The organism is Streptomyces sp. NPDC059785 (assembly GCF_042732375.1).
Taxonomy (GTDB): domain Bacteria; phylum Actinomycetota; class Actinomycetes; order Streptomycetales; family Streptomycetaceae; genus Streptomyces.
In genome coordinates, this window is the sequence record NZ_JBHWHV010000085.1 from 1 (window position 1) to 14,833 (window position 14,833).

Annotated in this window: 12 protein-coding genes; 3 read left to right on the top strand and 9 right to left on the bottom strand. The window is 71.7% G+C overall.

Annotated elements, in window-relative coordinates:
- Positions 1 to 46: 46 nt before the first annotated feature.
- The 4 genes from groL to ACFV6E_RS39090 all read right to left on the bottom strand — a co-directional run bounded on the left by groL (position 47) and on the right by ACFV6E_RS39090 (position 4,368).
- Positions 47 to 1,672, bottom strand: coding sequence for a chaperonin GroEL (groL, locus tag ACFV6E_RS39075; protein ID WP_385161439.1), 1,626 nt, complete (start codon positions 1,670 to 1,672; stop codon positions 47 to 49).
- Positions 1,673 to 1,790: 118 nt separating this feature from the next.
- Positions 1,791 to 2,099, bottom strand: coding sequence for a co-chaperone GroES (gene groES / locus ACFV6E_RS39080; protein WP_385161437.1), 309 nt, complete (start codon positions 2,097 to 2,099; stop codon positions 1,791 to 1,793).
- Positions 2,100 to 2,300: 201 nt separating this feature from the next.
- A complete protein-coding gene (locus ACFV6E_RS39085; RefSeq protein WP_385161435.1) occupies positions 2,301 to 3,038 on the bottom strand; it encodes a polysaccharide deacetylase family protein in 738 nt (245 codons plus the stop codon).
- Positions 3,039 to 3,357: 319 nt separating this feature from the next.
- Positions 3,358 to 4,368: a polysaccharide deacetylase family protein gene (locus ACFV6E_RS39090; RefSeq protein ID WP_385468301.1), complete on the bottom strand. Its 1,011-nt coding sequence runs from the start codon at positions 4,366 to 4,368 to the stop codon at positions 3,358 to 3,360.
- A gap of 90 nt (positions 4,369 to 4,458) precedes the next feature.
- Here ACFV6E_RS39090 and ACFV6E_RS39095 point away from each other — a divergent pair, with 90 nt between their 5' ends.
- Complete coding sequence (locus ACFV6E_RS39095) at positions 4,459 to 5,757, top strand: methyltransferase domain-containing protein (protein ID WP_385468304.1); 1,299 nt, start codon at positions 4,459 to 4,461, stop codon at positions 5,755 to 5,757.
- Here ACFV6E_RS39095 and ACFV6E_RS39100 read toward each other — a convergent pair.
- From ACFV6E_RS39100 to ACFV6E_RS39120, 5 genes are all read right to left on the bottom strand, one after another.
- Positions 5,754 to 7,019 carry an RNA polymerase sigma factor gene (locus tag ACFV6E_RS39100; protein WP_385468306.1) on the bottom strand — a complete coding sequence of 422 codons (1,266 nt, stop codon included), beginning with the start codon at positions 7,017 to 7,019 and terminating at the stop codon, positions 5,754 to 5,756. The genes ACFV6E_RS39095 and ACFV6E_RS39100 overlap by 4 nt on opposite strands.
- A gap of 596 nt (positions 7,020 to 7,615) precedes the next feature.
- Positions 7,616 to 7,972, bottom strand: coding sequence for a YciI family protein (locus ACFV6E_RS39105; protein ID WP_385161429.1), 357 nt, complete (start codon positions 7,970 to 7,972; stop codon positions 7,616 to 7,618).
- A gap of 130 nt (positions 7,973 to 8,102) precedes the next feature.
- Complete coding sequence (locus ACFV6E_RS39110) at positions 8,103 to 9,194, bottom strand: LCP family protein (RefSeq protein ID WP_385161447.1); 1,092 nt, start codon at positions 9,192 to 9,194, stop codon at positions 8,103 to 8,105.
- A gap of 136 nt (positions 9,195 to 9,330) precedes the next feature.
- Entirely contained in the window at positions 9,331 to 10,656 is a 1,326-nt protein-coding gene (locus ACFV6E_RS39115; protein WP_385161445.1) for an endo-1,4-beta-xylanase, read from the bottom strand.
- Positions 10,657 to 11,431: 775 nt separating this feature from the next.
- Entirely contained in the window at positions 11,432 to 12,472 is a 1,041-nt protein-coding gene (locus ACFV6E_RS39120) for a LacI family DNA-binding transcriptional regulator (RefSeq protein WP_385161427.1), read from the bottom strand.
- A gap of 107 nt (positions 12,473 to 12,579) precedes the next feature.
- Between ACFV6E_RS39120 and ACFV6E_RS39125 the strand changes: the two genes are divergently transcribed.
- On the top strand, positions 12,580 to 13,884 hold the full coding sequence (locus tag ACFV6E_RS39125; RefSeq protein ID WP_385161424.1) for an ABC transporter substrate-binding protein: 1,305 nt from the start codon (positions 12,580 to 12,582) through the stop codon (positions 13,882 to 13,884).
- A 131-nt stretch (positions 13,885 to 14,015) separates the two neighbouring features.
- Positions 14,016 to 14,831: a carbohydrate ABC transporter permease gene (locus tag ACFV6E_RS39130; RefSeq protein ID WP_385161443.1), complete on the top strand. Its 816-nt coding sequence runs from the start codon at positions 14,016 to 14,018 to the stop codon at positions 14,829 to 14,831.
- Positions 14,832 to 14,833 lie beyond the last annotated feature (2 nt).

Genomic DNA, 14,833 nt, shown 5'->3' on the forward strand with positions numbered 1-14,833 from the left:
GGAAAGCGGAGGCCGGGCCCCGGCCATGTCAGTGGCTGCCCGTGAATCAGTGGGCGTGACCGTGACCGTGGCCGGCGGCCTCGGCCTCTTCCTCGGCCGGCTTCTCGACGACCAGGGTCTCGGTCGTCAGGAGCAGGGAGGCGATGGAGGCGGCGTTCTCCAGGGCGGAGCGGGTGACCTTGACCGGGTCGATGACGCCGGCCTTGACCAGGTCGCCGTACTCGCCGGTGGCGGCGTTGAAGCCCTGGCCCTTGTCGAGGTCGGCGACCTTGGAGGTGATGACGTAACCCTCCAGGCCGGCGTTCTCGGCGATCCAGCGCAGCGGCTCGACGGCGGCCTTGCGGACGACCGCGACACCCGTGGCCTCGTCGCCGGTGCGGCCGAGGTTGTCCTCGAGGACCTTCACGGCGTGGACGAGCGCGGAGCCACCACCGGAGACGATGCCCTCCTCGACCGCGGCGCGGGTCGCGGAGATGGCGTCCTCCAGACGGTGCTTCTTCTCCTTCAGCTCCACCTCGGTGGCGGCGCCGACCTTGATCACGCACACGCCGCCGGCCAGCTTCGCGAGGCGCTCCTGGAGCTTCTCGCGGTCCCAGTCGGAGTCCGTGGCCTCGATCTCGGCCTTGATCTGGTTGACGCGGCCGACGACGTCCTCGGAGTTGCCGGCGCCGTCGACGATCGTGGTGTCGTCCTTGGTGACGGTGACACGGCGGGCGGTGCCGAGCACGTCCAGGCCGACCTGGTCGAGCTTGAGGCCGACCTCTTCGGCGATGACGGTGCCGCCGGTGAGGGTGGCGATGTCGCCGAGCATGGCCTTGCGGCGGTCACCGAAGCCGGGCGCCTTGACGGCCACCGCGTTGAAGGTGCCGCGGATCTTGTTGACCACCAGGGTCGACAGGGCCTCGCCCTCGACGTCCTCGGCGATGATCAGCAGCGGCTTGGAGGCGTTGGTCTGGATGACCTTCTCCAGCAGCGGCAGCAGGTCCTGGATGGAGGAGATCTTGCCCTGGTGGATCAGGATGTACGGGTCGTCGAGGACGGCCTCCATACGCTCCTGGTCGGACACCATGTACGGCGACAGGTAGCCCTTGTCGAAGGCCATGCCCTCGGTGAAGTCCAGCTCCAGACCGAAGGTGTTGGACTCCTCGACGGTGATGACACCGTCCTTGCCGACCTTGTCCATGGCCTCGGCGATCAGCTCGCCGACCTGCGGGTCCTGGGCGGACAGCGCGGCGACGGCGGCGATGTCGGACTTCTCGTCGATCGGCCGGGCGGTGGCGAGAAGGTCCTCGGACACGGCAGCGACGGCCGCGTCGATGCCCTTCTTCAGCAGGGCCGGGGACGCACCGGCGGCGACGTTCTTCAGACCCTCGCGGACGAGCGCCTGGGCGAGCACGGTGGCGGTGGTCGTACCGTCACCCGCGATGTCGTTGGTCTTGGTCGCCACCTCCTTCACCAGCTGGGCGCCGAGGTTCTCGTACGGGTCGTCGACCTCGACCTCGCGGGCGATGGTCACACCGTCGTTGGTGATGGTGGGGGCGCCGAACTTCTTGTCGATGACGACGTTGCGGCCCTTGGGGCCGATCGTCACCTTGACCGTGTCGGCAAGCTTGTTGACGCCGCGCTCAAGGGCGCGACGGGCGTCCTCGTCGAACTTCAGGATCTTCGCCATGGGAGCGATTCAGCCCTCTCGGAAAACTCGGGAGAAAAAACCGCGCCCCCAGCGCCCGGGTCATTAAAGGTCGCGGGGGCCAGGGGCGCAGTTCACTGCATCAGCAGAACTGGGTGAATTACTTCTCGACGATCGCGAGGACGTCGCGAGCCGAGAGGACGAGGTACTCCTCGCCGTTGTACTTCACCTCGGTGCCGCCGTACTTGCTGTAGAGCACGACGTCGCCGACGGCGACGTCGAGCGGAAGACGGTTACCGTCCTCGAAGCGGCCCGGGCCCACGGCGAGGACGACGCCCTCCTGGGGCTTCTCCTTCGCAGTGTCCGGAATGACCAGGCCAGAGGCCGTGGTCTGCTCGGCGTCGAGCGGCTGGACCACAACACGGTCCTCGAGCGGCTTGATGGCAACCTTGGAGCTGGCGGTCGTCACGATCCGACCTCCCCCTTCGGAGATCTCACGGGGTTAACTGTCTGAGGTGGCGACCAGGTCGATCCGTCGTCGCGGGTGCCGGACCTGCCCGTCGCTGTTGGCACTCTCCAGTGGGGAGTGCCAGACCTGAGACTATGACCGCGATTAGCACTCGGTCAAGCGGAGTGCCAATTGAGTCGCGGCGCGCCGTTGACGCGCCCCTCAGAGATAGTCCTCCAGACGTGCCGGGGTGAGCCCCTGTTCCTGGACCTGGCGCAACAACCGGGTCAGCGCCCCCGCGAGATCCGGATCATCACCGCCGATGAGAATGTCCCCGGCCCGCGGCGCCCGCACCCCCGGCCGCCGCCCGAGGACCACTGCCGACACCCCACAGTCGGCGGCGGCGCGCAGCGTGGTGGCGTCGTAGAGACCATAGGGCGGCCGGAAGAGCCGGGAGCGGACGCCGAAGCGCGCGCCGAGCTTGTCCCGCTGACCGCAGATCTCGGCGCGCTGTCCGGCGTACGGCAGGCCGCGCAGGGCGACGTGATCGAGGGTGTGGTTCTGCAGACTCGCACCGAACGCCCGCAGCCGCGCGAAGTGCCCGTAACCGGGCCCCACCACATCGTCGGTGAGAAAGACGCTGACCGGCAGCCGCAGCTCACGAACCATGTCGACGAACCGCGGATCACGCTCCGCGGCATCGTCGTAGGTCAGAAAGACGACCCTGTCACGAGTGACCACACGATCGACCACAGGCGGCAGCCCGCCACCGAGGGCCGGCCGCCCATGCGGTGGGGCGGGGGCCAAGGGCGCATCGAGCCCCCAGCGACGATAGGCAGGCCCATCCCCCGCCCGTCGTTCACCGTCGTGCCCACGACCCGCGGCCGCCGGCGCGCGGAAGGGGCCGTGCCGGTACATCACATGCCCGTCGATCACGTGGTCGCACACCAACGGGACCATGTGAACCCCGGAGGTGACCGCGGGAGCGACGGGCGGATGTACCGGCGCGGCCCCGACCCACCCCCGGCACGGCGAGCGCCGCCCGCCGGGCCCGCGCCCCCCGTCCGGCCCGTGCTGGGGCCGGACCCGCTGGGCCGCCTTCCGCCCCAGCCGCTCGATCGGATCGACGGACTGCGCACACCCGGTGACCACGGCGAGCAGCACGCCCACGAGAAGCCCGGCGACCAGGCCCCGCGCCCGCCCCCGCCCCCGCCCTCGCCCTCGCCCCCGCCCTCGCCCTCGCCCTCGCCCCCGTACGGTCACCGGCGGCACGACGTCCTCACAGGTAATCCTCCAGACGCGCCACGGCATACCCCTTGGCGGTGACCTTCTTCATGAAACGGCGGACCATGTCGGTCATGGTGCCGTGCCACTGGTCGCGCCCCCGGAAATGAGTGAGGACGATGTCCCCCGGATGCAGCGACCGGTCCCACTCGCGGTACTCCCAGTGGTCGACGAAGACCTCCTCGTTCCACAGCGGCGCCGCCTTGATGCCGCAGGACTTGGCGGCGCGCAGGGTGTCCTCGTTGTAGTTGCCGTAGGGCGGCCGGAAGAGCGTAGGACGCTTGCCGAACTCCTTGCGCATGATCTTCTGCATGCCGCAGATCTCGCGCTTCTGCCGCTTGTAGGAGAGCGCGGGCAGATAACGGTGGTGGAGCGTGTGGTTGTTCAGACCGACGCCCGCCGCCTGCATCTTCCGGAAGTAGCCGTAGTCGTCCTTGGCGATGTAGTGCGTGAGGAAGGCGGTGTACGGGATCTTCAGATCGCTCATCATCCGCAGGAACTCGGGGTCCTTCTCGGCACCGTCGTCGATGGTGAGGAAGACGACCTTGTCCTTGGTGGGGACGGTGGTGAAGACCGGCGGCAACTCGTCCTGCCCGTCGACCTCGAAGCCGTCGCGCGTGTGGATCTCCGGCTTCTCGTCGGGCGCGGGCGGCGCGACCAGCGGCACCTTCGCCAGCCCCCAGCGCCTGGCCGCGGCGACCCGCGCGACGTGCGCGGCCCGCAGCTTGGCGGCGTACGCGTCCAGCGCACGGGCGGGCGGCGCCTGGAGCGGCTGCTGCCCGGAGGCGGGCCGCACGGTGTCCGTGGCGGTGCAGCCGCCCGCGAGCGCGGAGACGGCGAGTACGGCGAGAACCCCCCGGAACCGGCACAGCGCGGACCGGCGCACCCGCCGCACCCGCCGCACCCGGCGCACCCGGCGCACGGCGCCGCACGATGCGGACCGGCACACAGCACCCCACCGCGTCCACTTCGCACCGTTCTCATCATTTTGTCGTACCAGTCGCATGGCGCCGGATCCTCGCAGCTCAGGGCCCCCGGAAGGCGCTGACAGCGCCGCCGGAAGCGCACCATCCACCGACTGGCCCACAATGGGCCGGTGACCGATCACGCCCAGCCCGACCAGCCGGACCAGCCGGACCAGCCGGACCAGCTCAGCCAGCTCGCCGCCCTCCGCAGGCCGGAAGGCCAGGCCCTCCTGACCGAGGTGCGCGGCACCGCCCGGGACCGGGAGCTGGCCGTAGCCACCCGGCTGCGCCGCGAGCACCCCGCCCCCCTGGTCACCGCCGCGCTCGCGCAGGAGCGGCTGCGGCAGCGGGCGGTGGCGAAGTTCGGGCCCGCGGACGCGGAGCGGATGTTCTTCACGCCGAACGGCGTCGAGCAGTCCACGCGGAGCAGCGTCGCCGCGTACCGCGCGGAACGGTTCCGGGCGCTGGGCGTGCGCTCGGTGGCCGACCTGTGCTGCGGCATCGGGGGCGACGCGATCGCGCTGGCCCGCGCCGGGATCCGGGTCCTCGCCGTGGACCGGGACCCGGTGACGGCCGCGACGGCGCGGGCGAACGCCGACGCGCTCGGCCTCGCGGAGCTGATCGAGGTGCGCGAGGCGGACGTCACCGATGTGGACACGACCGCGTACGACGCGGTGTTCGTGGACCCCGCCCGACGAGGCGGCCGGGGCCGGATCTTCGACCCGGAGGCGTACTCTCCACCGCTCTCCTGGGCGATCGGCGCGGCCCTGAAGGCCCCGAAGGCCGCGCTGAAGGTCGCGCCGGGCATCCCGCACGAGGCGGTGCCGGCCGAGGCGGAGGCCGAGTGGATCTCGGACGGCGGGGACGTGAAGGAGGCCGTGCTGTGGTTCGGCACGCAGCCGGGCCTGGTCCGGGCCACCCTGCTGCCGGGCCCGCGCGAACTGCCCGGCCGCGGCCTGCCGAACCCGCCGGTGCGGCCGCTCGGCCGCTACCTGTACGAGCCGGACGGCGCCGTCATCCGCGCCCACCTCGTCGCGGAGGCGGCGGCGGACCTCGACGGCGGCCTGCTCGACGAGACGATCGCGTACGTCACCTCCGACGTGCTGCGGCCGACGCCGTACGCGACCGCGTACGAGATCACCGACGCGCTGCCCTTCAACGTCAAGAAGCTGAAGGCGCTGCTGCGGGAGCGGCGGGTGGGCGTGCTCACGGTGAAGAAGCGGGGCTCGGCGGTCGAGCCCGAGGAGCTGCGGCGGAAGGTGAAGCCGCAGGGCCCGCACGCCGCCACGGTCTTCCTGACCCGGGTGGCGGGCGCCCCCACGATGCTGATCGGCCACCCGGCGGCGTCCGCACGCACTGCAGCACCCACCCCCGCTCCCCCTCCCCCGCTCAGCCCCGCTCCCAGCCCCGCTCCCCCTCCCGCCCATTAGCCGGTCTCGGCCGAGTCCGCGCGCTTGAGCAACAGCCCGCGCTCCCGCTCGTTGCGGGCGAGCGAGGCCGCCCGCCGGAACTCGGCCGCGGCCTCCGGGGCGCGTCCCAGGCGCAGCAGCAGATCACCGCGCACGCTGGGCAGCAGGTGGTAGTCCCGCAGCGTGGGCTCCGAGGCGAGGGCGTCGACGAGCGTGAGGGCGGGCTCGGGCCCCTCGGCCATGGAGACGGCGACGGCCCGGTTGAGCTCGACGACGGGCGAGGGCGCCCGGGCGGCGAGCATCCCGTACAGGATGGCGATCCGCGCCCAGTCGGTGTCCTCGTAGGCGTACGCCTGCGCGTGGCAGGCGGCGATGGCGGCCTGGAGGACGTACGGGCCGGGGGTGCCGGAGGAGACCGCGTCGGCGCGGGTGAGGGCGGCGAAGCCGCGGCGGATCAGCAGCCGGTTCCAGCGGCGGCGGTCCTGGTCGGCGAGGAGCACCGGGGCGCCGTCGGGGGCGGTGCGGGCGGCGGTGCGCGACGCCTGGAGCTCCAGCAGCGCGGCGAGGCCGTGGACCTCGGGCTCCTTGGGCATCAGGGCGGCGAGCACCCGGGCCAGGCGCAGGGCGTCCTCGCACAGGGCGGGCCGCAGCAGGTCGTCGCCGGCCGTCGCGGCGTACCCCTCGTTGAAGATCAGGTAGATGACTTCGAGGACCGAGCCGAGGCGGGCCTCGCGCTCCGGGCCGTACGGCACCTCGAAGGCGACGCCCTTGGCGGCCAGGGTCCGCTTCGCGCGCACGATGCGCTGGGCGACGGTCGCCTCCGGGGCGAGGTAGGCGCGCGCGATCTCGGGGGTGGTCAACCCGCCGAGCAGCCGCAGCGTGAGCGCGATGCGGGCCTCGGCGGACAGCACCGGGTGGCAGGCGGTGAAGACCAGCCGCAGCAGGTCGTCGTCGATGTCGTCGGGGTCGGCGGGCGCGTCGAGGTGGTGCGGGGCGGCGGCGAGGTCCCGACCGACCTCGGCCAGCTTGCGCGCGTACCGCTCACGGCGGCGTACGAGGTCGATCGCGCGGTGCTTGGCCGCGGCGGTCAGCCAGGCGCCCGGGTTGTCGGGGACGCCGTCGCGCGGCCACTGTTCGAGGGCGGCGACCAGCGCGTCCTGCGCCAGCTCCTCGGCGATCCCGACGTCCCGCACGAGGCGGGCGACGACGGCGATGATGCGCGGCGACTCGATCCGAAAGATCGCCTCAACGGCTGCGAGGACGGCCCCGGTCGGACCGGACACCGCGGCGCCCCCGGACGCACCGGACGCACCGGACGCACCGGACGCACCGGGCAGGTCGGCGGCCCCGGAGTCACCAGACGCACCGGACGCACCGGGCAGGTCGGCGGCCCCGGAGTCACCAGACGCACCGGACGCACCGGGCAGGTCGGCGGCACCGGAGTCACCAGACGCACCGGCCGGATCAGCGCCCCCGGACGCACCGGACGCAGCGGCACCCCCGGACGCACCGGACGCAGCGGCACCCCCGGACACACCGGGCGGGTCGGCGACACCGGAGTCACCGGAGGCCTCGGACGCATCAGACGAGGCGGCGACCCCCGACGCACCGGACGGGACGACGCCCCCGGACGCACCGTAGTCACCGGGCGAGGCGGCGGCTCCGGAGGCCCCGGACGCGCCGCACGGGACGGCACCCCCGGACGCACCGGACGGGTCGGCGACACCGGAGTCGCCGGAGTCGCCGGACGCCGCCGCGCCCCCGGACGTGCCGGACGGGTCGATGGGCTGTTCGGTCACAGCGCACCATCAGACACCGCGTCCGGGCGTCGAGCCAAGCGTCTGTCCGGACAAGCTCGGACAAGGCAGGACACGCACGGTCAGGGCTCCATGACCTCCCGGACCTCGCAGGTGATCGTCCAGTGCTCCTCGTGCACCTTCAGGAACCGCTTGGTCCACTCGACCGCCTCGGCCCTGTCCTTGGCCTGGATGAGCGCGTAGCCGCCGACGACCTCCTTGGTCTCGGTGAACGGGCCGTCCGTGACGGACAGTTCGCCCTTCTTCCAGTGCACCCGGGTGCCCTGCGCGCTGGGGGTGAGTCCGGCCGTGTCCAGCAGCACACCGGCCTTGGTCATCTCCTCCATCAGCGCGCCCATGCGCTCCATCAGCTCCTGGCTGGGGCCGCCCTCGGGCGAGTCGTTCTCGTCGACGCGGACCAGTGACAGGTAGCGGGGCATGTCGGTCTCCTCATGAACGCGGCGGCCGGTCACTGCTCTCGGCCGTCCCGAGCGGGGCTGTTCCCCGCTTCTCACCCCTGCGTCGAACGGGAGAGGCCCGGATCGACACGTTCGTCAAAAACTTCTCGCGTCATTTCAGCGACGCCCACAGCTCGCTCGCCTCCGGCTCGTCCGCCACCACCCGGTTCGCGTCCGAGGCGGCCGTCACCACCGGCATCGTCACCGTCTTCAGGTCGGCGGAGGACAGCCCGTCGAGGCTCCGGCCGAGGTCGGTCAGCTCGCCGAGGGAGTCGAGCCCGGTGTCGGTCGTGAGGCTGCCGGTGACCGCGTCGGCGACCTCGTACAGCTTGGCCGGATCGGTGAGCAGGTCGCTCGCCGAGATCTGGTCGAGCAGCGCCTTCACCAGCGTCTGCTGGAGCCCTATCCGGCCGAGGTCACTGCCGTCGCCTATGCCGTGCCGGGTACGGGCGAGCGCCAGCGCCTGCGTACCGTCCAGGTGGTGCGTGCCCGCGGCCAGCTTCAGATGGCTGCTGTCGTCGTCGATGTCCTCGTCCGTCGTCACCGTGACCCCGCCGAGCGCGTCCACCAGGTCCGCGAAGCCCGCGAAGTCGATCTCGATGTAGTGGTCCATGCGGACGTCGGTCAGCGACTCCACCGTCTTCACGGCGCAGACCGGCCCGCCCACCGAGTAGGCGCTGTTGAACATGGCGTTGTACGCGACCGCCGTCGTCCCGCCCGAGGAGGTCGGGCAGGCGGGGCGGGTGACGAGGGTGTCGCGCGGGATGCTCACCACGGTCGCCTTGGTCCGGCCCTCGTCGAGGTGGACGACCATCGCCGTGTCGGAGCGCGCGCCACCGCTGCTGCCGCCGCCCAGTTCGGCGTTCTTCTTGCCGCTGCGCGAGTCGGAGCCCAGGACAAGGATGTTGAGCGCGCCGCTGGGCACGGGGTCCGCGGACGCGGAGGCGGCCGCCGTGGGCGTGGTCACCGCCTTCGCTGGGCGGTCGTCGCCGAGGGCGCTGTTGATGTCCACGCTTCTGATGTTGTGGTTCAGGTGCCAGTAGGCCAAGGCCGCTCCGGCGGCGGAGAGCACGAGCACCCCCGCGAGGGCGAGGCCGGCGGCCTTGAGCAGGCGGGAGCGGCCCCGCCCGCCTGCTTTCCGGTCACCGCTTCCCGCGGCGTCCTCCTGGCCGTCCTCGCGCTCTTCTTCTCCAGTCACGCGCAGGAACGTAAGTCCGAATTATGACGAGCAGGAATGCCTTCCGGTCATTCCTTGGGAAAATCTCAGACTTCTCAGCCGCTCCTCAGCCGGTCATCAGCCGGTCATCAGCCGGTCAGTCGGTCAGTCGGTCAGTCGGTCATCAGCCGAGCGTGACCGTCGGGGACGGATTGCTCCCGCTCCACGTCCCGTTGAAGCCGAAGGTGACCGAGCCGCCGTTCGGGACCGTGCCGTTGTACGAGGCGTTGGCACAGGTCACCGCCGTGCCGGACTGGGTGCAGGTGGCGTTCCACGCCTGCGTGATCTGCTGGCCCGCGCCGAACGTCCAGCTCGCCCTCCACGACGACAGCGCGGCCCCGGAGCAGGCGATCCGCACCTGTCCGGTGAAGCCGGTGTTCCACTGGCTGGTGACGCTGTACGTCGCCGTGCAGCCGTCCGTGGGCGGGGTCCCGGTGCCGCCGAGCGCGGTGGCGATCGCGTAGTAGGCGGGTTTGGGCGCGTAGTTCTCGTCGTACGGGGTCGCGGCGCCGTAGCCGTCGAAGACGTCCGGGATCCAGGAGTCGGAGTCGGTGAAACCCCAGACGGTGACGCCGGCGCAGCGGGTGACGGCGACGCAGGCGTCGAGGATCGCCTTGTAGTCGGCGGCCTGCTGGGTCAGCTTGTCCGTCGTGGCGGGCAGCTGCATCCGGATGTCCAGCTCGGTGATCGCGACGTCGACGCCGAGCGCGGCGAACCGCTCGATGTTCTGCTGCACGGTGGACGGCACCTGGCCGAGGATCAGATGGGCCTGGAGGCCGACGCCGTCGATCGGGACGCCGCTGTCCTTGAGGGACTTGACCAGGTTGTACAGGGCGGTGCTCTTCGCGTTGACGCCCTCGACGTTGTAGTCGTTGATGTAGAGCTTGGCGCTGGGATCGGCGGCGCGGGCGGCAGTCAGGGCCTGCGCGATGTAGCCGGCGCCGAGGCCGTCGTACCAGAGCGTCGAGCGGTAGGTGCCGTCCTCGTTGAAGGGCTCGTTGACCACGTCCCAGGCGGCGAGGCGGCCCTTGTAGCGGGTGACCTCGGTGGTGATGTGGTCGGTCAGCAGCGTGCTCAGCTCGGCGGCGGTCCAGGTGCCGTTCGTCAGCCAGCTCGGGTTCTGGCTGTGCCAGACGAGGGTGTGGCCGCGCACCTGCTGGTCGTGGGCCTCGGCGAAGGCGACGATCTGGTCGGCCTCGGTCCAGTTGAAGGTGCCCCGGGTCGGCTCGACCGAGCCCCACTTCATGGCGTTGCCGGGGGTCAGCGAGTTGAACTGGCCGGCGGCGATGTCGCCGTAGGTGCCGGTCAGCTTGGAGCCGGTGACGGCGGTGCCGATCACCTTGCCCTTGGCGTCGGCCAGGTCGCGCAGCGGGGTGTCCGCGGCGAGCGCCGACGCGGCGGCCGTGTCCGGGGTGTCGGCGGCGCGGGACGTCGTGCTCGCCGCGATCAGGGCGGCCACGGCGATCACGGCGGTGCACAGGGCGGCCAGGTGGGCCCGCAGGCGGGGACGGGAACGGATACCGCGTCCCAGGCCGGGGCGTGAGCGGGGACGGGCCCGGAGACTGCGCCCGGGGCCGGGGCGTAAGTGGGGTTTCGTCGCGGAGCGCGGTGCGGGTGCGGGTCTCATTGCGGGTGCCTCCGAAAGTTTCGGTGGTACATCCGATTGACTGCGCGATCGACTGCGGAGGAGTGTGGAGGCGGATACCCCACTCGTCAATACGGCGACTTCACGCCACTCGGGTCACTCACCGCCCCTGCGGCCCAGCCGGTGACGACCACGCGCCCCGCCCGACAACCGGCCGCAGGCCCCGCCCGACAACCGGCCGCGGATACGCCCGACGACCGGCCGCAGGCTCCGGCCGACGAGGCCGCGGACCCCGCCCGACAACCGGCCGCAGGCCCCGCCCGATGGCGGCCGCGCCCCGGCCGCCCCAGCCGCCCCGGCCGCCCACCGTCGACTCCCACCCGCAGAACACCCGTCACGCCGGTCCCGCAGAACACCCGTCACGCCGGTCCCGCAGAGCACCCGTCACGCCAGCCCCGCAGAACACCCGTCACCCCCACCCCGCAGAACACCCGTCACGCCCACCCCGCAGAACACCCGTCACCCCAGCCCCGCAGAGCACCCGTCACGCCGACCGCCCCGTCACCCCGTAACCCCCACCCGAAGGGCGCCCGTCACCCCGTACCCCCACCCGCAGGGCACCCGGCGCCCACTCCGGCCTTCACCCCGTACCCCCCGCCCGGAGGGCGCCCGTGCTGCTCCGCACCACCAGGCTCGTCGCCAGTTCCACCCGCGTCGCCGCCGACGGGCCGTCCTCACGGCCGAGTTCGAGGACCAGCTTGGCCGCCGCCTCGGCCATCTCCATCAGGGGCTGCCGCACGGTCGTCAGCGGCGGGCCGACCCAGGGCGCCACCGGCAGGTCGTCGAAGCCGACGACGCTCAGGTCCTCCGGGATCCGCAGCCCCAGTTCACGCGCGGCCTCGTACAGGCCGAGCGCCTGGAGGTCGTTGCCCGCGAAGACGGCGGTCGGCCGGTCGGGCAGGCGCAGCAGTTCGAGCCCGGTCCGGTAGCCCGCCTCGTGGTGGAAGTCGCCGGTGCGGATCAGCGCCGGGTCGGCCGGCAGCCCCGCGGTCTCCAGGGCGGCGCGGTAGCCGTCGACGCGGGCGCGGCTGCACATCATCCGCGAGGGCCCGCTGATCGCGCCGATCCGGGTGTGCCCGAGTTCGACGAGGTGCCGGGTCGCGGCGAGCCCGCCCTGCCAGTTGGTGGCGCCGATCGAGGGCACGTCGTCGCCGGGGTCGCCGGCCGGGTCCATCACCACGAACGGGATGGAGCGGCTGGTGAGCAGCGCCCGCTGGGACTCGTCGAGCCCGGACAGGACGAGGATCACGCCGTGCGGGCGGCGGGCGGCGACCTGGTCGGCCCAGGTGCGCCCGGGGGTCAGCCGCCCCGCGCTCTCGGACAGGACCACGCTCAGGCCCTCCTCGCGCGCGACGTTCTCGACGCCCCGGATGACCTCCATCGCCCAGGCGCTCTCCAGCTCGTGGAAGACCAGGTCGATCAGGGGCGAGCGGGTCGACTCGGCCCGGCGGCGCCGGTAGCCGTACGCGCGCAGCAGTTCCTCGACGCGGGTGCGGGTCGAGGGGGCGACATCGGCACGGCCGTTGAGCACCTTCGAAACAGTCGGAGCCGATACGCCGGCCTCCCGGGCGATCTCGGCGAGCGTCGCGGTCTGCGTTTCGGCGGGCTTGGCGGGTTTCATGAACGCGATCGTATCCCTGCGCGACCCCTTGACGGACCCCCTCCACCGCCATACGTTCCCGGAACATTCGGAGTGCTAACCGAAACATTCGCGAGAGGTACGGTCACATGGAGTCCTACAGCAGGCGCTGGGTCCTCGGCGCCGGTGCTTCCACCCTGCTCACCGCCGGACTCGCCGGCTGCGGCTCCAGCGACGGCGCGGGCGGCGGCTCCACGCTCACCGCCTTCGTGTACGGCGACGACGCGGCCAAGGTGCAGCAGGCGGCCGTCACCCGGTTCAACAAGTCCGCCGCGGCCAAGAGCGCCAAGGGCACGGTCAAGCTGGAGAAGGTCCCCGGCGCGGAGTACCCGGCCAAGCTGCGCACCGCGATGGGCTCCCCGAGCGCGCCCGACGTCTTCTTCAACTGGGGCGGCGGCTCGATCAAGGCGTACCAGGAGGCCGACCAGCTCATCGACCTCACCGACACCATCGAGGACGACCCGGTCCTCAAGAGCGGCTTCCTGCCCGCGGTGCTCGCGGCCGGCGATCTCAAGGGCCGCCACTACGGCATCCCGATGCGCGGCATGCAGCCCGTGATCCTCTTCTACAACAAGACCGTCTTCGCCGAGCACAAGCTCCAGCCCCCGACCACCTGGGACGAGCTGACGGAGATCAACGCCAAGCTCAAGTCCGCCGGGATCACCCCGTTCGCGCTCGGCGGCGCGGACACCTGGACCGAGCTGATGTGGCTGGAGTACCTGGTCGACCGGATCGGCGGACCCGACGTGTTCGCGAAGATCAAGGACGGCGACGCCTCCGGCTGGGGCGACCCGGCCGTCCTCAAGGCCGCGCAGACGGTCCGCGACCTCATCGACGACGGCGCCTTCGGCTCGAAGTTCAGCTCGGTGTCGTACACCAACGGCGGCGCCCCCGCGGTCTTCGCCAAGGGCAAGGCGGCGATGCACCTGATGGGCTCCTGGGAGTACTCCACGCAGCTCGGCAAGTTCCCCGACTTCGCCAAGCAGCACCTGGGCTGGTGCGCCTTCCCGACGGTCGAGGGCGGCTCGGGCGACATCCGCAACGTCGTCGGCAACCCCACCAACTACTGGTCGGTCAACGCCCGTACGAAGAACAAGGACGCCGCGATCGCCTTCCTCAAGGACTGCGCCTCCGAGACGTACGCCAAGGCGCTGGTCGCCAACGGGGACATCCCCACCACCGCCGACGCGGCGAGGCTCCTGGACTCCTCGCCCAACCCCGAGTTCGCCAAGTTCCAGTACGAGATGGTCGAGAAGGCGCCCGCCTTCACGCTGAGCTGGGACCAGGCGGTGGACCCGGACATCTCCACGCCCATGCTCACGGAGATCAACAAGCTGTTCGTGGGCAAGTCGACGCCCGCGCAGTTCGTCTCCGCGCTCAAGGGGCTGAAGTGACGGGAGCGACACCGGCACCGGCGAGGACCGGCGCGCCACCCGGCCGGAAGGCGTCCGCCCCTCCGGTCTCCGCCCGCCGCCGTACGGCCTCCGGCCGCTCCCGGGCCGGCCGCCCGCACGCTGCCTGGGCGCTGCCCGGCGTGCTCTTCTTCGCCTTCTTCGCCGTCGTCCCGATGGCGCTGGCCTTCTATCTCTCCTTCACCCACTGGGACGGCCTGGGCGACCCGGAGCCGGCCGGGTTCGCCAACTGGCGCAAGCTGATCGGTGACGACCGGCTGGTCCAGTCCCTGTGGCTCACCGCGCTGCTGACGGTCGTGAGCTGGGTCTTCCAGACGGTGGTCTCGCTGCTGCTCGGCATCTGGGCCGCGGGCCGCCAGCGCAACCGCGCGGTACTCTCCGCGATCTTCTTCGTCCCGTTCCTGCTGTCCTCGACGGCGATCGCGCTGCTCTTCTACGCCCTGCTCGACCCGAACTTCGGCGTCATCCAGAAGAACCTCCTCGGCTCCTCCAGCGGCGCCTTCCTGATGATCGTGTTCGTCGGCGGCTGGCAGTTCATCCCCTTCCACACCCTGATCTACCAGGGCGGGGCCCGGCAGATCCCCGACGTCCTCTACCAGGCGGCGGCCATCGACGGCGCGGGCCCCCTGCGCCGCTTCTTCTCGGTCACGCTGCCGCAGCTCAGGCACACCATCACGACGTCCACCGTGCTGATGGTCGTCGGCTCGCTCACGTACTTCGAGACGGTGCTGATCCTCACCAAGGGCGGCCCCGGCACGGACACGGCGATCCTGCCGTACCTGATGTACGAGGCGGGCTTCAAGAGCTACGACTTCGGCTACGCGAGCGCCATCGCCTCCTTCCTCGTGGTGGTCGCCACGGGCCTGTCCGTCCTGCTCGTACGGCTGACCGGCTTCGGCGGCATGCGCAGTACCCGCGAAGGGATGTGACG